Genomic DNA, 18,847 nt, shown 5'->3' with positions numbered 1-18,847 from the left:
GGGCAGCCGCAAGCCGCCGGCAGGCCGGCAAGGCATTCATGGAAATTCAAGGCAGCCGACTACCTGGGCTGCACGCGAACGTGCAGCCTTCAGTCACCCTGTTGCGAATGAGGTGTGGCTAGTAGCGCCCGCGCGGGGTGGCGCAGGGAATCGGCTGGCCGCTCTGCAGGGGCAGGAAGCGGTCACTTACCGCGTCATAGGCGGTGATTTCGCTGGTTTCGATGTCGTAGATCCAGCCGTGGATATACAACTGGCCGGCCGCCAGGCGCGAGGCGACCGAAGGGTGGGTACGCAGGTGCTGCAACTGCGCGATGACGTTTTCCTTGGTCAGCACCTGCATGCTTTCGTGTTCGTTGTGGCAATGGCAATTGTCTTCGACCACCGTGCGCGCCACCTCGGCATGCCGCAACCAGGCCTTGACCGTGGGCATCTTCTCCAGGCTCTGCGGGTTGAGCACGGCACGCATGGCCCCGCAATCGGAATGCCCGCACACGATGATGTGCTGCACACCCAGGGCCATCACCGCGTATTCGATGGCCGTGGATACACCACCGTTCATCTGCCCGTAGGGCGGCACCACGTTACCCACATTGCGGGTCACGAACAGGTCGCCAGGGGAGCTGTGGGTAATCAGTTCGGGCACGATGCGCGAGTCGGCGCAGGTAATGAACATCGCCCGCGGCTTCTGCGCAGTGGCGAGTTTCTTGAAGAGCTCTTCCTGTTGCGGGAAGACTTCATGATGAAAATGCAAAAAGCCGTCGACGATATGCTTCAGTGCGGCATCGGCGCTTTCGGCTTGATCAGCCGGGCCGTTTTGAGAGGGGTCCTGGTCTTTCATTGTTGATCCTCTTTGACGGTTTGAAGGTAAGTCCATTTTACCGGTTCAAGATTCAGACAACGCAATGAAGCTTGGATGTCGCTCACGCTCAATAAAGCACAGTGCGGCTGCCTGGCTTTTCACGCTACGCGGAAAAACTTAACTCAAACTGAATTTGGAGGCTCTAGAACGGGCGTTCCAGAACAAAAGGGCGGGCCTCGAATACTAGCAAAAAAGCATTAATGGCAACTACCCATTAATGCATTACAGCAGCGACAACTGCCCACCGGGCGGGCAGAACGCGCTGCAATCGAGCGCATGGCCTTCACGCCGGTTCAGTCCCAGGCGGCGCATGGCCTTGTCGAAACGCTGCGCCAGCAAGTCGGCAAACACGCCTTCGCCCCGCATGCGTGCGCCAAAACGGCTGTCGTACAGCTCGCCGCCACGGCTCTGACGGATCAGGCTCAGCACATGGGTCGCACGTTGTGGGTAATGATCCTGCAGCCATTGCTCGAACAGCGGCGCCACCTCCAGCGGCAGGCGCAGCAGCATGTAGGCCGCGTGCAGCGCGCCGGCCTGCTTGGCCGCCTCCAGCAGGTGCTCCAGTTCGCTGTCGTTGATCATCGGGATCATCGGCGAACACAGCACACCTACCGGTACACCCGCCTCGCGCATCACCCGAATCGCCCGCAACCGCGCCTTGGGCGCGGCGGCACGCGGTTCCAGGGTGCGCTTGAGCTCGTCGTCGAGGGTGGTCAGGCTGATCATCACCGACACCAGGCGCTGCTGTGCCAGTTCGGCCAGCAGGTCGAGGTCGCGCAGGATCAGCGAGCCCTTGGTCACGATGGTGACCGGGTGACGGTAGCGCAGCAGCACTTCGAGCAGGCGCCGGGTCAGCTGCTGTTCGCGCTCGATGGGCTGGTACGGGTCGGTGTTGGACCCCAGGTTGATCGGGGCGCACACGTAGCCTTTCTTCGACAGCTGTTGTTCCAGCACCGCCGCCGCGTTGGTCTTGGCGATCAGCTTGGTCTCGAAATCGAGCCCCGGCGACAGGTCCCAGTAGGCGTGGCTGGGGCGGGCATAGCAATAGATGCAACCATGCTCGCAACCTCGGTAGGGGTTGATCGAGCGGTCGAAGGGCAGGTCGGCCGAGGTGTTACGGGTGATGATGGTTTTGGCCGTCTCGATGCGGACTTCGGTGCCCTGGGTCAGCGGCACCTCCTGGTACCAGCCATCATCCTCGGCCACAGAGCGGGCAGGGGCGAAGCGGTTGTGCGGGTTGTGCGCGGTACCGCGACCACGCACAGGCGCTGGAGTGAACATGGCGAGCCCCTGTACTGTTTTTATATACAGTACTTCATCGCCACCAGGACCTCCAGCACCGCTCGGCGCCCGACGTGGCTACGGGTTAAGGCCATGCCACTGCAGAAACGGCAGGGGGCTCACCTCACGCCCGCGAAACACCTTGAACCCTGCCGTGATCGAGCGCCCGGCCCCCGGGGCAACAATGGCCTCGAGCAGGGCACGCCCGGTGGCCGGGTTGAGCACGCCTTCGGCTTCGAACCGGGCGAAGGCATCGATCGCGTAGACCCGCGACCACAGGTAGCTGTAATAGCCCGCCTCGTAGCCGCTGGCCAGGTGATCGAAGGCCTGGGCCGGGCGCTCGAAATCGCCCAGCGGCCAGGGCAGCACTGCGTCGAACTGTTCCACCACCTGCTGCTGCAGGCTTTGCGCAGCAGCCGGGTAGGTCTCGCCATGCAGGTGCAGGTCCAGGCGCGCCATGGCCAGGTCTCGGGCAAACGTGAGCCCTTGCTGCTGTTTCTGCTGGTCGAGAAACGCCTGCACCGTGGACTGCGGCAGTGCCTTGCCTGTCTGGTAGTGATGGGAGATACCGGCCAGGTACTCGGCCGACCAGCACCAGCGCTCCAGCAGCTCACTGAAGAACTCGATCCCGTCCGGCCCCAGGCTGTCGATATCGGACAGGCGGTAATCGGTGGTGGCCACCAGCAGCTGGTGCAGGCAGTGACCGAACTCGTGGTACAGCTTGCGCAGGTCCAGGTGGGTCAGCAACGGTGGGGCAACCCCGTCGCCACGCTCGACTGCGCAGAACAGCGCCGCCGCGCCCTTGTGAAACCGACCCTCGGCATCCACGTGGCGGTTCCATACTCGCAGGCTCCAGGCGTAGTCCTCCTTGCCCGGGCGGGTGATCGCATCCATGTACAGGTACCCCACCAACGCATGGCCCTGGGTTACCTCGAAGCACCGCACATCCGCATGCCAGGCCTGCAACGTGCTGGACGGTGTGATCTGCACGCCGAACAGGGTATCGGCCAGTTGCGTCATGGCCAGCACCACCTGCTCCAGCGGAAAGTAGCCACGCATTTCCTCGCCAGACAGCGCCAGCGGGTGCCGATGCGCACGCTGCGCGTAAAAGGCGATGTCCCAGGGTTGCAGGCCACCCAGGCGCGCCTGCTGGTCGAAGGCCCGCAACCGCGCGGTTTCGGCGCTACGCCAGGCGGCGCTGTGGGTGCTCAGGTCCTGCAGAAACCGCGTGACCTGTTGCGTCGATTCTGCCGTCTTGGTCTGCAGGCTGAGTTCGGCAAAGCTGGCAAACCCCAGCAGTTGCGCCTGCTCATGGCGCAGTCGTCGCAACTCCAGCAGCACCGGGCCGTTGTCGGGGCCTGCGTCCAGCTCCGACGCGCGGCCATGGTAGGCCCGATACACGGTTTCACGCAGGCTACGGTCTGTGGCCTGCTGCAGGATCGCCAGGCACGGGGCCTCTTCCAAGGTCACCAGCCAGCCCTCGAGGCCCTTGGCCTGGGCCTTGCGCGCCATGGCGGCGGTCTCCAGCGCGTCGACCCCCTGCAGGCGCCGGGCATCGGTGATCAGCAGGGTCCAGGCGCCGGTGGCGTGTGCCAGGTTGTCGAGGAACAGGTTGCGCTGGGCACTGATGCTGGTTTGCAGGGCCATCAGGCGGGCACGCTCGGTTTCACCGAGCTCGGCGCCGCTCAGGCGAAAGGCCTTGATCGACTGCTGCAGCGACATCCTGCGTTCGTGACTGAACAGCGCACCGTGGGCGCTGTCGGCCAGACGCTGATAGAGCGCCAGCAACGTGGCGTTCTGCAGCTTTGCCTGATGATAGGCCTGGGTCTTGAGCCAGCACTCGTCCACGGCCGCCTTCCAGGCCTCGCCGCGGGTGTACAGGGGCACGATCAGGCGAACGGCGTTGTTGAGGCGTGCATCCAGTGCATCGATGGCCATCACCAGGTCGTCCCAGGTAGGCAGGCCACGCTGGGCCAGGATGATGCGGGCCAGGGCGTTGTGGTTGTCGAGGATGATCTGGTCGATGCCCGCCGTCAGGTGTTCCAGGCGGATGTCGGCGTAGGCTGGCGGATCGAGGGGGGCGAGCAGGGGATTGCTGGTCATGGGCAGCTCCTTGAGTGACGGGAAGGTCCCGTCACTTTCAAGGGTTGCCGGTGCGCCAGGGGCTAACTATGTATGCCCCTGCACCAGCCACACGGCCCGCTAGGGCTTCTTCAGCTTCGGATTGGGGAAGAACTGCACCGTCTGCACCGCAGGCTGGGGCGCCTTGGCCTCGGCCTGGTTGACGCGGGTGCCCAGTTCCTTGGGCACCGACAGGCCCTGTTCGTTGAGCGTGTCGGAGAACCCGCAGGCCACGCACTCGCGGTGTGGCACGCCGTCTTCGCTCCACATCATCAGCTTGTCCGGCTCGCTGCACGCCGGGCATACGGCCCCGGCAATGAAGCGCTTCTTGGTCTTGCTCATGCCGCCAGGTCCTCGCTCAGGCCACTGTGGCGCAACAGCGCATCGATCGACGGCTCACGGCCACGGAAGTCGACGAACAGGCGCATCGGCGCCTGCGAGCCGCCACGGGCCAGAATCGCCTCGCGGAAGGCGCGACCGGTTTCGGCGTTGAGCACACCCTCTTCCTCGAAGCGCGAGAAGGCATCGGCCGACAGCACTTCAGCCCACTTGTAGCTGTAGTAACCGGCCGCGTAGCCGCCGGCGAAGATGTGCGCAAAGCTGTTGGGGAAGCGGTTGTACGCCGGCGGGCGCATCACCGAAACCTCGTCGCGCACCCCTTCGAGCACCTCCAGCACGCTGCGGCCATCGCCGTGGCTGGCGTGCAGTTCGAAGTCGAACAGCGAGAACTCCAGCTGGCGCACCATCATCAGGCCCGACTGGAAGTTCTTCGCCGCCAGCATCTTCTCCAGCAGGTCCTGCGGCAGGGCAGCGCCACTTTCGTAATGACCGGAGATCAACGCCAGGCCTTCGGGCTCCCAGCACCAGTTCTCCATGAACTGGCTCGGCAGCTCGACCGCGTCCCAGGCCACGCCATTGATGCCGGATACCCCGGCATGCTCGATGCGGGTCAGCAGGTGATGCAGGCCGTGGCCAAACTCGTGGAACAGGGTGGTGACTTCATCGTGGGTCAGTAGTGCCGGCTTGCCCGGGGCGGCCGGGGTGAAGTTGCACACCAGGTTGGCCACCGGGCTCTGCAGGCTGCCATCGGCCGTGCGGCGACGGTCGCGGGCGCCGTCCATCCAGGCACCGCCGCGCTTGTTGGCGCGGGCGTACAGGTCGAAGAAGAAGCGCCCCACGTGCTGGCCGTTTTCCTTGATCTCGAACAGGCGCACGTCCGGGTGCCAGGTATCGAAGCCTTTCACCTCGGCGATCTCGATGCCGTACAGGCGCTGCACGATGGTGAACAGGCCCGACAGCACCTTGTCGATCGGGAAGTAGGCACGCAGGGCTTCCTGCGACACGCTGTAACGCTGTTCGCGCAGCTTCTCGCCATAGAAACCGCTGTCCCAGCTCTGCAGGTCCGGGCAGCCCTGCTCGGCGGCGTAGGCCTTGAGCTGGGCCAGGTCCTGGGCGGCGAAGGGTTTGCTGCGCTTGGCCAGGTCACGCAGGAAGCTCAGCACCTGGTCGCTGGACTCGGCCATCTTGGTGGCCAGGCTCAGCTCGGCGAAGTTGGCATAACCCAGCAGCTCGGCCAGCTCCTGACGCAGGTCGAGGATCTCGCGCATCACCGGGCCGTTGTCGAACTGGCCGGCATTGGGGCCCTGGTCCGAGGCGCGGGTGCAGTAGGCCGCGTACAGTTCTTCGCGCAGGGCACGGTCGTGGGCGTAGGTCATCACGGCGTAGTAGCTGGGGAATTCCAGGCTGATCAGCCAGCCATCAAGGCCCTTGGCCTGCGCGGCGGCCGCCATCTGCGCCTTGGCCGATTCGGTCAGGCCGGCCAGTGCGGCCTCGTCGGTGACGTGCTTGGTCCAGGCCTGGGTGGCGTCGAGCAGCTGGTTGGAGAAACGGCTGCCCAGTTCCGAAAGCTTGCTCTGCACCTCGGCATATCGCTTCTGCTGGTCGGCCGGCAGGTCGATACCCGACAGGCGGAAGTCACGCAGGGCATGTTCGAGGATGGTTTTCTGCGCCACATCGAAGCCGGCGGCTTCGGGGCTGGCGATCAACGCTTCATAGGCCTGGAACAGCTCGCGGTTCTGGCCCATTTCGGTGGCGTAGGCGCTCAGGGCCGGCAGGCAGGCCTCGTAGGCCTCGCGCAGCTCGGCGCTGTTGCATACCGCGTTGAGGTGGCTGACCGGGCTCCAGGCGGCACCCAGTCGGTCGTTGAGTTCGTCCATGGCCAGCACCAGGCCGGCCCAGGTGGGGTTCTGGCCCTGGGTTTTCAGGATCGAGGCGATGGCGCTGCGGTTGTCGGCCAGGATCTGTTCGATCGCCGGCAGCACATGCTCGGCACGGATCGCCGAGAAGGGCGGCAGGTCATAAGACTGCAGAAGCGGGTTGTTCGCACTCACGGTTAAACACCTTGGCAGAAGAAACACCGCTCCATCTTAATTACAATCGACGCTGACCGCAGCTATCAGCCTTACAGAGAGACACTATTCATGGCCATCCGCAGCTTCCAGCAACACATTCCGCGTCTCGGCGCCCGCGCCTTCGTCGACCGCAGCGCAGTGGTGCTGGGTGATGTCGAGATCGGCGAGGACAGCTCGGTATGGCCCCTGACGGTGATCCGCGGCGACATGCACCGCATCCGCATCGGCGCGCGCACCAGCGTGCAGGACGCCAGCGTGCTGCACATCACCCATGCCGGGCCGTTCAATCCCGACGGCTACCCGCTGCTGATCGGCGATGACGTGACCATTGGCCACAAGGTCATGCTGCATGGCTGCACCCTGGGCAACCGCATTCTGGTCGGCATGGGCAGCACCATCATGGACGGCGCGGTGGTCGAGGACGAGGTGATCATCGGTGCCGGCAGCCTGGTACCGCCGGGCAAGACGCTGGAGAGCGGCTTCCTGTACGTGGGCAGCCCGGTGAAGCAGGCACGGGCGCTGACCGACAAGGAACGCGCGTTCTTCCCCTACAGCGCCGCCAACTACGTGAAGCTCAAGGACCTGCACCTGGCCGAAGGCTTCGACCAGCCCGAGTGAGTTATCCACAGCCCCCTTTTTTCGAGACTGTCATGCACCAGCAAACCATTCTGTTCGACCTCGACGGTACACTCACCGACCCCCGTGAAGGCATCACGCGCTCCATCCAGTACGCCCTGGCCAAGCTGGACATCGACGAGCCGGACCTGGCCCGCCTGGAGCACTTCATCGGCCCGCCCTTGCTGCAGGCGTTCATGCAGTTCTACGGCTTCGACGAGGCCAAGGCATGGCAGGCGGTGAACTTCTACCGTGAGCGCTTCAAGGTCACCGGGTTGTACGAGAACCGCGTGTTCGAAGGCGTGAGCGAGCTGCTCGAAGGGCTGCAGGCGCAGGGGCGCACGCTGTACATCGCCACCTCCAAGCCCTGGGAGTTCGCCCGCGAGATTGCCCGGCACTTCGATTTTGCCCGGCATTTCAAGGTCATCTACGGCAGCGAGCTGGACGGTACGCGCACCAACAAGGTGGAGCTGATTGCGCACCTGCTGGCCGAAGAAAACCTGGACCCGGCGCAGACGCTGATGATCGGCGACCGCAAGCACGACCTGATCGGCGCGCGCAGCAACGGGCTGGAAGCAGTGGCGGTGGGCTACGGGTTTGGCAGCCGCGAGGAATTGACCGCAGAGCAGCCGGCGTATCATTTCGACACGCTGGGCGAGCTGCATCGGGCCTTCATGCGGTCCTGAAGGCCTTTTCGCCGGCAATGCCGGCTCCTACAGGGGGTGCGAAGCGTTGTAGGAGCCGGCCTTGCCGGCGGAGCTTTCCAGGGCCTGCTGGCGCTGCTCGAACGGCAACCGCCCCCAGGCCTCGACCCGCTGGTAGAACACCGCCCAATCTCCGCCAACCTCCCGGAACAACGCTGCAAACGCAGGCACCCACTGGTCATACAGCCCGAACGGCAGCAGCTTGGCGTTGTTCATCGGCGCGTTGATCCACGCGTCATAGCGCTTGTCGCCCTGCCACCTTGTATCGCGCAGCACCCGGTACTCGCTGCGCAGGCGCTCGAACTCGGCCTGCTTGCCCGCGCGCATCGCTGCCTCGTCCAGCGGCTGTGCATACAACGTCTTGAGCCGCTCGCGGCTGGCCAGCACCAGCCCCACGAACTCGTCACGCTGGCGCGCTCCACCCTGCGGCAAGGGCGCCAGCCCGCGGGCCGCGCGCCACTGGCGCGAACCTTCCTGCTCCACAAAGGTGGCAAACGACTCGTTGAACGCCGTGTCGTCCTTCACGTACACGCGCTGGTGCGCAAGTTCGTGGAAGATCACCGTGGCCAGGCGCTCGTCGCCCCAGCCCAGCATCGAATTGAGAATCGGGTCGTCGAACCAGCCCAGGGTCGAATAGGCCTCCACCCCGCCCACATACACATCCTGCCCCTGCGCCTTCTGCAACGCCGCCGCCCCGCGCGCCGCACCCTGGCTGTAGTAGCCGCGATAGGCCACGCAACCGGCGATGGGGAAGCAGTAGGTATGCGGTTCCAGCGAAAACTCCGGGGTGGCGAACACGTTCCACACCACGAACGGGCGCCCGATATCGGCGTACACCCGGTAGCTGCGGTTGTCCGGCAGCTTAAGGTGGCTGCTGGCAAAAGCGCGTGCCTGCTGCGCTTTCGCCAGGTGCTGGCGCAGGGCAGGGGGGGTGGCCGGGCCGGCCACCAGCACCGCCACCGGCTCGCGCGCGCGCAGCAGCTGCCATTGCCCGCTGGCCAGCTGGCTGTAGTAGCCGAGGCTGGTGCAACCGTTGAGCAGCCCGAGCAGCAGCACGGGAACCAACCCGCGGAAAACGCGGTCGAGTGCCCCGGGGCTTGAGCGCAACCAGAAAAAAATTCGAACCATGTGCAGGGATGTCTCGCTCAAGTGCTCATCGGCCCAAGACTATCCTGCCTGCCCGGAGTTTTGCCATGCGTACGATGCTTGCCGCCAGCGCTGTGCTGGCCCTGACCGGCTGCGCCGGCCTGCCCGCCGCCGACCCGAACCAGGCCTGGGTCGACCTCCAGCCCGCTGCCGACGACACCCTGCACGCGCTGGAGGTGGACGAGCGCAGCTGGGCCGACACCCGCTACTTCGAAGTCACGCCGGGCAGTCACGAGCTGACGGTGCGCTATCAGTTCGCGGTAGCGCCCGGCAATATCGGGCCGGTGGACGAACCACTGTGGCGCGATTGCCAGCTGAACGTGAAATTCAAGGATTTCAATGCCGGCCAGCGCTATCAGTTGCAGGCCGGCAGTATCGGCTTCAGGCCCTGGGCCAAGCTCTACGACGAGCAGCGCAAACTGGTCGGCACCGGTTTGCCTGCCGGATGCCAGCGTACCTGAACAGACTAATGGCGCTATGCTTGTAGCTTGTAGCCCGCCAGCGGAGATTGCCATGCGCCAGCCCATGATGCTGCTTGCCATCAGTACCTTGGGGGCCTGTGCCAGTCCCCTGCCACCGGTCGACAGCAAGCAGGCCTGGATCGACCTGTATACCGTCACGCCGGGCAAGGTGCTCATGGCCGACCGCCTGGATGGTCAGCGCCTGAACGACGGCCGTTTCTTCCAGGTCACGCCGGGCAAACACGAACTGGTGGTGCGCTTTGATTTCGAGGTGTATTCAGGCGGTTTCAGCACCGACCCTACCGAACGCACCTGCTACCTGAAGATTCGCTACGACGACTTCCAGGCCGGCCAGCGCTACCGCATCGAAGCCCGCGCCCCGGCCATGCAGCCCAGTGCCTATCTGTACGACGCGCAGCGCAAGCTGGTCGCCGAAGAACAGAACGACATCTTCTGCATCCCGTGACGGCTAGCGATCGTTTTTCTGGTAGATGATTTTCTTGGTGCCGTTCTCACAGCTGCCCACCACCATGTTCTGGTCATGGACTTCATCGTTGGTCACGATTTCCAGGGTGTAGGAAGAGACATTGTTGGCCTGGATCTTGGCTTCGATCTCGGCCTTGAGCTCGGCGCAGTCCTTGGGCGCGGCCAGCGCACTGGTGGCCAGCAACGAGGTCAGCACAGCGAATGCAATACGAGTCATCAGAACAGCTCCTTGTGGCGGCAGACCATCTGCCGACAGCCATTTGACCACAAGAAGCCGTGCGTCGTTCTGATCTGCGCCGGCGTCAGTCCACCAGGGTGGCGTCCAGGCTGATCTGGGCCTTGAGCACCTTGGATACCGGACATCCCGCCTTGGCCTTGTTGGCCAGCTCCTCGAATTTCGCCTTGTCGGCACCGGGCACCTTGGCCTTGAGGATCAGGTGCACGGCGGTGATGGCAAAACCATCGGGCTGCTTGTCCAGGGTCACTTCGGCGATGGTGTCGATACGCTCGGCGGTCAGGCCGGCTTCGCCGAGGATCATCGAAAAGGCCATGGAGAAGCAGCCTGCATGGGCAGCGCCGATCAGTTCTTCAGGGTTGGTACCAGGCTGGCCTTCGAACCGGGTGTTGAAGCCATAGGGGTTGGCCTTCAAGGCGCCACTCTCGGTGGAGAGCTGGCCCTTGCCGGTCTTCAGGTCGCCTTGCCAGATTGCCGATGCTGTCTTTTTTATCGAACTCATAAAGCCTCCTGAGTGCCTGAGAGCGCGGGGGATCGCGCCTGGCGTTCAATTCAGAGGGCGTCACCACGGGCAAGTTCAGCCCGATTGCAGGGGCAGGCATTGAATACCTGTGATCTGCCCATACAGAGTCAGAAAGGTCGCGGCATGCTGTCGGCCTAACCATTCAGGAGGCGTACACGCCATGACGCGACTCGCGGACATCAAATACTCCACCCTCGACCTGGTACCGGTACGCCAGGACAGCGGCCCGGCCCAGTCGCTGCGCAACTCGCTGGACCTGGCGCAACACGTGGAGAAATTCGGCTACAACCGCTTCTGGGTGGCCGAGCACCACAACATGGACGGCATTGCCAGCTCCGCCACCTCGGTGCTGCTGGGGTACCTGGCCGGTGGTACCTCGACGATCCGCGTGGGTGCAGGCGGGGTGATGCTGCCCAACCACGCGCCGCTGGTGATTGCCGAGCAGTTCGGCACCCTGGCCAGCCTGTACCCGGGCCGTATCGACCTGGGCCTGGGGCGTGCGCCGGGCTCCGACCAGATGACCGCCCGCGCCCTGCGCCGCGAGCGCTCGGGCAGCGCCGACGACTTCCCGGACGATGTAGAGGAACTGGTGCGCTACCTGGGCCCGCGCACGCCCGACCAGAAAGTGATTGCCGTGCCGGGGTATGGCACCGAGGTGCCGATCTGGCTGCTGGGCTCGAGCCTGTTCAGTGCACAGCTGGCGGGGATGCGCGGCTTGCCGTATGCGTTTGCCTCGCACTTTGCGCCGCGCATGATGCATGAAGCGATCCGCGTGTACCGCAACCACTTCAAGCCCTCGACGGTGCTCGACAAGCCCTACGTGATGTTGGGTGTACCGCTGGTGGCGGCCGATACCGACGAGCAGGCCGAGTACCTGGCCACCTCGGTGTATCAGCGAATTCTGGCGTTGATGCGTGGGCAGAGCCTGGTGCAGCGCCCGCCCGTCGATAGCATGGACGGCCTGTGGCAGCCCCATGAGCGGGAGGCAGTGGGAAGTTTCCTGGGCCTGGCGATGGTGGGCGGGCCAGAGAAGATCCGCGCCAAACTGGACGTGCTGCTGGAGCAGACCGGTGCTGATGAGCTGATCTTTACCTGCGACCTGTACGAGCATGCGGACCGGATCCGGTCCTACGAGATTCTGTCTCAGGTCATCAAGGGCAACTGAAGTCCCTTTTGCCAGCAAGGCTGGCTCCTACGTAGGAGCCAGCCTTGCTGGCAAAAGACTCACCGATCAGCCGCGCTTGTACACGATGTCCTTGGTACCGCCTTCACACGACCCCACCACCTTGCCATCGGTCGCAGCGCCCTTGTCGACGATTTCCAGCGAATAGTGCGGTACGCCATTGGCGTCGATCTTCGCGGCAATCTCGCTCTTCAATTCTTCACACGGCTTGCCTGCCGCCAGCGCAGTCCCGGCCAGGGTCATCAAGCCAAACGCCAATACCAGCTTCTTCATCGATCGCATTCCTTGTTCAGATCAAAAAGGGTTCAGGGCCAGCCGGCCGCCATCAGCTGTTGGCGATACGGAAGCCCACCTTGATGGTTACCTGAAAATGCGCCGCCTTGCCATCCTTGATATGGCCCCGGGTCTCGGTCACTTCGAACCACTCCAGGTGCTTGATGCTCTTGGCCGCTTCGGCCAGGGCATTGTTGATCGCGTCCTCGATGCTGCTGGGCGAGGAGCCGACCAGTTCGACCTTCTTGTACGTGTGGTGATCAGACATGACTACTCTCCATCAATGGTGTGCATTGAGCCTAGCAGCGCCAGGCAGGTTTACCTGTGTGGGTAAAAACCTGGCAAAAGTTCGATTGCTCTGCACTTTCGCGGCACTGCGCAGTCCCATTCTTCACATGCCACTCAAACCCTGAAGGAGAGCCACCATGGCCAATAGCTCGCTACGTAAAGCCTCGTTGCAAAGCATGGAAGCGGAAATCGAAAGTCTCCTCAAATCCCTGGAAAACCTCAAAGACGATGCTTCGGACGAGTCGCGCAAGACCTTGAAGAGCCTCAAGGGCAATGCCGAAAATGCCCTGCGTCACTCGCGCAGCCTGCTCACCGATGCCTATGAAGAGGTCAAGACCAAGACCCGCGAAACCGGCATCGCCACCCGTGACTATGCCCAGCAACACCCCTGGACCACCGCCGGCGTGGCCGTGGGCGCACTGGGCCTGCTGGCCGCCTACCTGCTGTGCAAGCGCGGCGACTAAAGCGCCTGACGCCCCAGTTCGGCGCGCAACCAGTGCGCCAGCTGCTCGGCGCGCCCGTCCGCGGCGCGCCGGGGCACCCACAGGGCCAATGACGCCCGCGTAGGACCAAAGCCCCACGGTGCCGCCAGCCTGCCGGCACGCAGGTCATCGGCCACCAGCGGCTGCGGGGCGATCGCCACCCCCAGGCCGGCCACAGCTGCCTCCAGCAAGTAATACAGATGCTCGAAACCTTGCCCGTAGCGCATTGCCTGCGGGTCGATGTGCTGTTGGCGGGCCCAGTCGGGCCAGGCCTGGGGCCGTGAGGTGGTGTGTAGCAGGGTTTCCCCCAGCAAGGCGCTGGCTGGCGCCTGACGCAGGCGGTCGAACCCTGGAAAGTGCGGGCTGAGCACCGGCCCGATGCATTCCTGTGCCAGCACGTGCACCTGCATGTCGGCCGGCCACGGCGGCTCGGCGAATACCAGCAGCGCATCCAGCCCCGGCCGGCGCGGGTCCAGGTCGCCTTCGCCCGCCGACAGGTGCAGACGCAGCTCCGGCAGGTCGGCCTGCAGGCGCCCAAGGCGCGGAATGAACCAGCGCGCCAGCAGGCTGCCTGAACAACCCAGCACGAACGGTGCGTCGGCGCGGTCCTGGCCCAGCTCGGCGCACACGCTGCGCAGGCGCTCGAAGGCGTCGCTGCTGGCGTCGCGCAGGCGCACACCTGCATCTGTGAGTTTAATGCCGCGCCCTTCCTTGACGAACAGGCTCACGCCCAGGTGCTCTTCGAGCACCTTCAACTGCCGGCTCACCGCACCGTGGGTCACGTGCAGTTGCTCGGCAGCCTGGCTGACGCTGTTGAGCCGGGCGGTGGCTTCAAAGGCCCGAAGGGCATTGAGCGGGGGCAGTTCTCTGGCCATTGACGTGTGAGTTTTCCTGACAGGTTGTGGCGATCTTATCGGTTTTCAGCGGCGCGTGTCGTGGGTAGAGTAGGCCCATTGCGACCTCATACCCACGCCCTGGAGCGACCCATGACCCAGACCAACTTCCGCAGCGGCCCCGATGCCAACGGCCTGTTTGGCGCATTCGGTGGCCGCTACGTGGCCGAAACCCTGATGCCGCTGGTGCTCGACCTGGCCCGTGAATACGAAGCGGCCAAGGCCGACCCCGAGTTCAACGAGCAACTGGCGTACTTCCAGCGCGACTACATCGGCCGTCCTAACCCGCTGTACTTCGCCGAGCGCCTCACCGAACACTGCGGCGGGGCGAAGATCTTCTTCAAGCGCGAAGAGCTCAACCACACCGGCGCGCACAAGGTGAACAACTGCATCGGCCAGGTGCTGCTGGCCAAGCGCATGGGCAAGAAGCGCCTGATCGCCGAAACCGGCGCCGGCATGCACGGTGTGGCCACCGCCACCGTGGCCGCACGTTTCGGCCTGCCCTGCGTGATCTACATGGGCGCCACCGACATCGAGCGCCAGCAGGCCAACGTGTTCCGCATGAAGCTGCTGGGCGCCGAGATCGTGCCGGTCACCGCCGGCACCGGCACCCTCAAGGACGCCATGAACGAAGCGCTGCGCGACTGGGTGACCAACGTCGACGACACCTTCTACCTGATCGGCACCGTGGCCGGCCCGCACCCGTACCCGGCGATGGTGCGCGACTTCCAGTCGATCATCGGCAAGGAAACCCGCGAGCAGCTGCAGGCCAAGGAAGGGCGCCTGCCCGACAGCCTGATCGCCTGCGTGGGTGGTGGCTCCAACGCCATGGGCCTGTTCCATGACTTCCTCGATGACGCCAGTGTGCAGATCATCGGCGTCGAGGCCGGCGGCCACGGGGTCGACACCGACAAACACGCAGCGAGCCTCAACGGCGGCGTGCCCGGCGTGCTGCACGGCAACCGCACCTACCTGCTGCAGGACGCCGATGGCCAGATCACCGACGCCCACTCGATTTCCGCCGGCCTGGACTACCCCGGCATCGGCCCGGAGCACGCCTACCTGCACGAAGTGAAGCGCGTCGAGTACGTGAGCATCACCGACGACGAGGCGCTGGATGCGTTCCACGCCACCTGCCGCCTTGAAGGCATCATCCCGGCGCTGGAAACCTCCCACGCGCTGGCAGAAGCCATCAAGCGTGCGCCCACCCTGCCCAGGGACCACCTGATGGTGGTGTGCCTTTCGGGGCGTGGCGACAAGGACATGCAAACCGTAATGAGCCATATGGCCGCGCAGGAGAAGCAGGCATGAGCCGTCTTGAACAACGTTTTGCCGACCTCAAGCGCGAGGGCCGCGCTGCCCTGGTGACCTTCGTGACCGCCGGTGACCCGGGCTACGACGCTTCGCTGGCGATCCTCAAGGGCCTGCCGGCTGCGGGTGCCGACGTGATCGAGCTGGGCATGCCGTTCACCGACCCGATGGCCGACGGCGTGGCCATCCAGCTGGCCACCCTGCGTGCGCTGGAGGCCGGGCAGACCCTGGCCAAAACCCTGCAGATGGTGCGCGAGTTCCGCACCGGCAATGCCACCACGCCGATCGTGCTGATGGGTTACTACAACCCGATCCACCGCTTCGGCGTGGAGAAGTTCGTGGCCGAGGCCAGGGATGCGGGCGTGGACGGCCTGATCATCGTCGACCTGCCGCCGGAGCACGACGCCGAGCTGGCCACCCCGGCCCAGGCCGCGGGCATCGACTTCATCCGCCTGACCACCCCGACCACCGATGACGCGCGCCTGCCGCGCGTGCTGGAGCGCAGTTCGGGCTTTGTGTACTACGTGTCGGTAGCCGGCGTGACCGGCGCAGGCTCGGCGACCAGCGATCAGGTAAGCGGCGCCATCGAGCGCCTGCGCCGCCACACCGACCTGCCGATCAGCGTAGGCTTCGGCATTCGCACGCCTGAACAGGCGGCAGCCATTGCGCGGCTGGCCGATGGTGTGGTCGTGGGTTCGGCGCTGGTGGACAAGGTGGCCAACGCCAGCACGGGCGAGCAGGCGGTAAGCGATGTGCTGGCGCTGTGTTCGGCGCTGGCCGAAGGTGTGCGCGGCGCGCGCAAAGGCTGATACCGCGTCGCCTCTTTCGCCGGCAAGGCCGGCTCCTACAGACACCGCAGTCCTGTAGGAGCCGGCCTTGCCGGCGAAAGCCTCACCGCCGCTTCAGGCCCCTTCGAACATCGAAAGATCCAGCGGCCGCACGGCCCCCATCCAGATCGCATGGTCCCGATGATCGGCCAGCTCATCGCCGGTCAGCGGATGCAGAAACACCACCAGCCCCTTGCGGTACAACGCCAGCCACGGCAGCACCACGCCCACCATCTCCGGCCCGAATGCCAGCTGGCAGCTCCAGTCCGGGTGCGGCCCCACCGGTTTCTGATGCATGCGCCCCATGCTCACGCCAAACAGCGTGGCGGCTTCCTCGCACAGCGCCCGCGCCTGCTCCATCGTACCGGCGTCGTAATACACATGGGCGTGATACCCCTTTATCCGTTGCACGCTGCCTCCTGAATTCGACCGAACCCCCAGGTGCTCCCGCAGGTCCAAAGGCCATCAGGATACCCCCGGAGCGCTATCGTGAAAAACGCCGAAACACCTGTCTTCAAACTGATCCTGCTCGGCGGCCAGTGCACCCTGGGTGATGCGCTGGTAAGCGAACTGCTGCAGCGCCAGCACGAGGTGACCCTGATCCTCGACGACCTCAACCAGCCCCAGGCGCGCCCCGGCCTGCACGTCAAGAACGGCGGCCTGGCCAGCGCAGACCAGGCCGAACAGAGCATCGCCGGCGGCTCGGCCGTGGTGTGCCTGCTCGACGGCCTGGCGCCCGGCGACTTCTCGCGGCAGGGGCTGATGACCCAGGCCCTGCTCGCGGGCATGGCCCGCACGCCCCTGCGTCGCATCGTGCTGGTGGGCCAGTTTGGCGGCGGCGCGGCGCCGCTGGCGGAGTTGTTGCAGGCCGGTGGCCTGCGCTGGACGTTGGTCAACACGCCACTGAGCGAGCACCCGGACAGCCTGGCAGGCATCGCTGCGGGCATTGCCGACCTGCTGGACCTGAACCTGCATGTTGGCGAACAGGTGAATTTCATCGAGGCCCCCTGACTTGCACCGGGCCGCCATAGCCTGCACCCTGAGCCTTCACCGCACTGCATAGAGAGCTTCATGGCCTGGCTAGAGCGCCACCGTCTGTTTCCCTTTCTCGCCTGGTTGCCTCGGCAAACCCGTGCCAGCGTGCGGCGCGACCTGCTGGTGGGGCTCAGCGGGGCGATCCTGGCCCTGCCGCAGTCGATCGCCTATGCGCTGATCGCCGGCCTGCCCGCCGAGTACGGGCTGTACGCGGCCATCGTGCCGGTGCTGATCGCGTGCCTGTGGGGCTCGTCGTGGCACCTGATCTGCGGGCCCACCGCCGCCATCTCCATCGTGCTCTACGCCAGCATCAGCCCCGTGGCGGTGCCCGGCAGCGACGACTACATCCGCCTGATCCTGCTGCTGACCTTCCTGGCCGGGGTGTTCCAGTGGCTGCTGGGCATGCTGCGCTTCGGCGCGCTGGTGAATTTCGTCTCGCACTCGGTGGTGCTCGGCTTCACCCTCGGCGCTGCAGTGGTGATCGCCCTGGGCCAGGTGCCGAACCTGCTGGGGCTCGACCTCGCCAGCCAGGCCACCGCCCTCAGAACCCTGCAAGGCCTGCTGCAGCATGCCGGCGACATCGACTGGCCATCGCTGCTGCTGGGGCTGGGCACCTTGCTGCTGGGGCTGTCGATCAAGCTCGCACGGCCGCGCTGGCCGGCGCTGTTGATCAGCCTTGCCGGCGCCAGCCTGCTGGTGTGGCTGTGGCCGGCACTGTTCGGCCATGTGGCGCTGGTGCCGGCGTTCATTGGCCGGCTGCCACCGCTGAGCCCGCTGCCGCTGCTGGACCTGGAGCTGATCCTGCGCCTGCTGCCCAGTGCCGTGGCGGTGGGCATGCTGGGGCTGGTCACCAGCCTGTCGATTGCGCGCTCGCTGTCGATCCGCTCCGAACAGCTGATCGACGCCAACCAGGAGATCCGCGCCCAGGGCCTGTCCAACCTGGGCGGTGCGTGGTTCTCCGGCTACCTGTCGTCGGGCTCGTTCACCCGTTCCGGGCTCAGCTATGAGGCCGGGGCGCAGTCACCGCTGGCGGGGGTGTTCTCGGCCCTGTGGGTGGCGCTGTTCGCCGTGGCGGGCGCCAGCCTGATCGCGCACATCCCGATCCCGGCGATGGCCGGCAGCATCCTGCTGATCTGCTGGGGGCTGGTGGATCACCGTGCGATTCGGGCGCTGTACCGGGTCAGCCGGCCGGAGTTTCTGGTGATGCTGCTGACCTGCGTCGCCACCTTGCTGCTGGAACTGCAGACGGCGATTTATGCCGGGGTGCTGGCGTCGCTGTTCTTCTACCTCAAGCGCACTTCGCAGCCACGGGTACAGCAGTCGCGCGAAGGCGAAGCGGATGTGCTGCGGGTGTTCGGCTCGATCTTCTTCGGCGCCAGCCATTATCTGCAGGTGCGCCTGCAGCGGTGCCAGGCACCGGTGGTGGTGATCGATGCGCGGCAGATCAACTTCATCGATTACTCGGGGGTGGAGATGCTGCACCAGGAGGCGCGGCGGCTGCGCCGGCAGGGGCGTCAGCTGGTGCTGCGGCGGGCGAGGGGGCAGGTGGTGGAGGAGTTGCAGAAGCTGGAAGGGGCGGCTGATTGCCCGGTCCAGTTTGAGGATTGAGTTGCGCCCTTCGCCGGCAAGGCCGGCGCCGACAGGGGCCGGCCTTGCCGGCGCAGGCAGCGCCGCGGTCTAGCCCCGCCCCCGCTGCCCGCCCCGCGCATAGAG

The 18,847-nt window shown here is 65.2% G+C and carries 22 protein-coding genes; 10 read left to right on the top strand and 12 right to left on the bottom strand.

Translation table 11 applies throughout. The features are described 5' to 3' along the window. Positions 1 to 118 precede the first annotated feature (118 nt). The 5 genes from QMX96_RS10910 to prlC all read right to left on the bottom strand — a co-directional run bounded on the left by QMX96_RS10910 (position 119) and on the right by prlC (position 6,651). Positions 119 to 838: a carbonic anhydrase gene (locus tag QMX96_RS10910; RefSeq protein WP_043862274.1), complete on the bottom strand. Its 720-nt coding sequence runs from the start codon at positions 836 to 838 to the stop codon at positions 119 to 121. 243 nt (positions 839 to 1,081) lie between these two features. Next, a complete protein-coding gene (locus QMX96_RS10905; protein ID WP_282361783.1) occupies positions 1,082 to 2,140 on the bottom strand; it encodes a PA0069 family radical SAM protein in 1,059 nt (352 codons plus the stop codon). Between the two features lie 78 nt (positions 2,141 to 2,218). Further along, on the bottom strand, positions 2,219 to 4,243 hold the full coding sequence (locus QMX96_RS10900) for a M3 family metallopeptidase (protein ID WP_282361782.1): 2,025 nt from the start codon (positions 4,241 to 4,243) through the stop codon (positions 2,219 to 2,221). A 99-nt stretch (positions 4,244 to 4,342) separates the two neighbouring features. After that, positions 4,343 to 4,603 (bottom strand): YheV family putative zinc ribbon protein, encoded by a 261-nt coding sequence (locus QMX96_RS10895; protein WP_043862271.1) that lies wholly within the window; start codon positions 4,601 to 4,603, stop codon positions 4,343 to 4,345. Further along, the gene (gene prlC / locus QMX96_RS10890; RefSeq protein WP_043862270.1) at positions 4,600 to 6,651 is read right to left on the bottom strand and encodes an oligopeptidase A; all 2,052 of its coding nucleotides are present in this window, start codon (positions 6,649 to 6,651) and stop codon (positions 4,600 to 4,602) included. Before prlC ends, QMX96_RS10895 begins: the two co-directional genes overlap by 4 nt. Before the next feature lie 90 nt (positions 6,652 to 6,741). On the opposite strand from prlC, the gene QMX96_RS10885 reads away from it, so the two are divergent. Both QMX96_RS10885 and QMX96_RS10880 read left to right on the top strand, forming a co-directional pair. Further along, a complete protein-coding gene (locus QMX96_RS10885; protein WP_043862269.1) occupies positions 6,742 to 7,290 on the top strand; it encodes a gamma carbonic anhydrase family protein in 549 nt (182 codons plus the stop codon). A 32-nt stretch (positions 7,291 to 7,322) separates the two neighbouring features. After that, positions 7,323 to 7,973, top strand: coding sequence for an HAD family hydrolase (locus tag QMX96_RS10880; RefSeq protein WP_054916038.1), 651 nt, complete (start codon positions 7,323 to 7,325; stop codon positions 7,971 to 7,973). 27 nt (positions 7,974 to 8,000) lie between these two features. Here QMX96_RS10880 and QMX96_RS10875 read toward each other — a convergent pair whose 3' ends face one another. Then, on the bottom strand, positions 8,001 to 9,119 hold the full coding sequence (locus QMX96_RS10875; RefSeq protein WP_282361781.1) for an aminopeptidase: 1,119 nt from the start codon (positions 9,117 to 9,119) through the stop codon (positions 8,001 to 8,003). Between the two features lie 65 nt (positions 9,120 to 9,184). Here QMX96_RS10875 and QMX96_RS10870 point away from each other — a divergent pair, with 65 nt between their 5' ends. Together QMX96_RS10870 and QMX96_RS10865 are read left to right on the top strand one after the other, a co-directional pair. Next, positions 9,185 to 9,598 (top strand): hypothetical protein, encoded by a 414-nt coding sequence (locus tag QMX96_RS10870; RefSeq protein WP_054916040.1) that lies wholly within the window; start codon positions 9,185 to 9,187, stop codon positions 9,596 to 9,598. Between the two features lie 52 nt (positions 9,599 to 9,650). Then, entirely contained in the window at positions 9,651 to 10,064 is a 414-nt protein-coding gene (locus tag QMX96_RS10865) for a hypothetical protein (RefSeq protein WP_043862265.1), read from the top strand. A gap of 3 nt (positions 10,065 to 10,067) precedes the next feature. On the opposite strand, the gene QMX96_RS10860 is transcribed toward QMX96_RS10865, so the two are convergent. After that, on the bottom strand, positions 10,068 to 10,301 hold the full coding sequence (locus QMX96_RS10860) for a DUF1161 domain-containing protein (protein ID WP_043862264.1): 234 nt from the start codon (positions 10,299 to 10,301) through the stop codon (positions 10,068 to 10,070). An 85-nt stretch (positions 10,302 to 10,386) separates the two neighbouring features. Next, positions 10,387 to 10,821, bottom strand: a complete 435-nt coding sequence (locus QMX96_RS10855) for an OsmC family protein (protein ID WP_088514205.1) — start codon at positions 10,819 to 10,821, stop codon at positions 10,387 to 10,389. Between the two features lie 181 nt (positions 10,822 to 11,002). Between QMX96_RS10855 and QMX96_RS10850 the strand changes: the two genes are divergently transcribed. Continuing rightward, positions 11,003 to 12,007 (top strand): LLM class flavin-dependent oxidoreductase, encoded by a 1,005-nt coding sequence (locus QMX96_RS10850; protein WP_043862263.1) that lies wholly within the window; start codon positions 11,003 to 11,005, stop codon positions 12,005 to 12,007. Between the two features lie 66 nt (positions 12,008 to 12,073). On the opposite strand, the gene QMX96_RS10845 is transcribed toward QMX96_RS10850, so the two are convergent. Next, positions 12,074 to 12,298, bottom strand: coding sequence for a DUF1161 domain-containing protein (locus QMX96_RS10845; protein WP_043862262.1), 225 nt, complete (start codon positions 12,296 to 12,298; stop codon positions 12,074 to 12,076). A gap of 52 nt (positions 12,299 to 12,350) precedes the next feature. Next, positions 12,351 to 12,566, bottom strand: a complete 216-nt coding sequence (locus tag QMX96_RS10840; RefSeq protein ID WP_043862261.1) for a dodecin — start codon at positions 12,564 to 12,566, stop codon at positions 12,351 to 12,353. 157 nt (positions 12,567 to 12,723) lie between these two features. Between QMX96_RS10840 and QMX96_RS10835 the strand changes: the two genes are divergently transcribed. Then, positions 12,724 to 13,050, top strand: coding sequence for a DUF883 family protein (locus QMX96_RS10835; protein ID WP_043862260.1), 327 nt, complete (start codon positions 12,724 to 12,726; stop codon positions 13,048 to 13,050). Here the strand turns inward: QMX96_RS10835 and QMX96_RS10830 are convergent. Further along, the gene (locus QMX96_RS10830) at positions 13,047 to 13,943 is read right to left on the bottom strand and encodes a LysR family transcriptional regulator (protein ID WP_043862259.1); all 897 of its coding nucleotides are present in this window, start codon (positions 13,941 to 13,943) and stop codon (positions 13,047 to 13,049) included. The genes QMX96_RS10835 and QMX96_RS10830 overlap by 4 nt on opposite strands. Before the next feature lie 111 nt (positions 13,944 to 14,054). On the opposite strand from QMX96_RS10830, the gene trpB reads away from it, so the two are divergent. Together trpB and trpA are read left to right on the top strand one after the other, a co-directional pair. Continuing rightward, a complete protein-coding gene (trpB, locus tag QMX96_RS10825; RefSeq protein ID WP_043862258.1) occupies positions 14,055 to 15,272 on the top strand; it encodes a tryptophan synthase subunit beta in 1,218 nt (405 codons plus the stop codon). Beyond that, positions 15,269 to 16,081, top strand: a complete 813-nt coding sequence (trpA, locus tag QMX96_RS10820; protein ID WP_043862257.1) for a tryptophan synthase subunit alpha — start codon at positions 15,269 to 15,271, stop codon at positions 16,079 to 16,081. Before trpB ends, trpA begins: the two co-directional genes overlap by 4 nt. A gap of 93 nt (positions 16,082 to 16,174) precedes the next feature. Here trpA and QMX96_RS10815 read toward each other — a convergent pair whose 3' ends face one another. Further along, positions 16,175 to 16,510 carry a DOPA 4,5-dioxygenase family protein gene (locus QMX96_RS10815; RefSeq protein ID WP_043862256.1) on the bottom strand — a complete coding sequence of 112 codons (336 nt, stop codon included), beginning with the start codon at positions 16,508 to 16,510 and terminating at the stop codon, positions 16,175 to 16,177. A gap of 78 nt (positions 16,511 to 16,588) precedes the next feature. Between QMX96_RS10815 and QMX96_RS10810 the strand changes: the two genes are divergently transcribed. Beyond that, positions 16,589 to 17,110 (top strand): NAD(P)H-binding protein, encoded by a 522-nt coding sequence (locus tag QMX96_RS10810; protein ID WP_058541986.1) that lies wholly within the window; start codon positions 16,589 to 16,591, stop codon positions 17,108 to 17,110. Positions 17,111 to 17,170: 60 nt separating this feature from the next. Beyond that, positions 17,171 to 18,742 carry a SulP family inorganic anion transporter gene (locus QMX96_RS10805; protein WP_100634904.1) on the top strand — a complete coding sequence of 524 codons (1,572 nt, stop codon included), beginning with the start codon at positions 17,171 to 17,173 and terminating at the stop codon, positions 18,740 to 18,742. Positions 18,743 to 18,847 lie beyond the last annotated feature (105 nt).

It is taken from the genome of Pseudomonas sp. PS01300, from assembly GCF_029960155.1.
GTDB classification, from domain to species: domain Bacteria; phylum Pseudomonadota; class Gammaproteobacteria; order Pseudomonadales; family Pseudomonadaceae; genus Aquipseudomonas; species Aquipseudomonas palmensis.
Note: the sequence above shows the minus strand (reverse complement) of the source record. Positions and strands in the feature narration are given on the sequence as shown.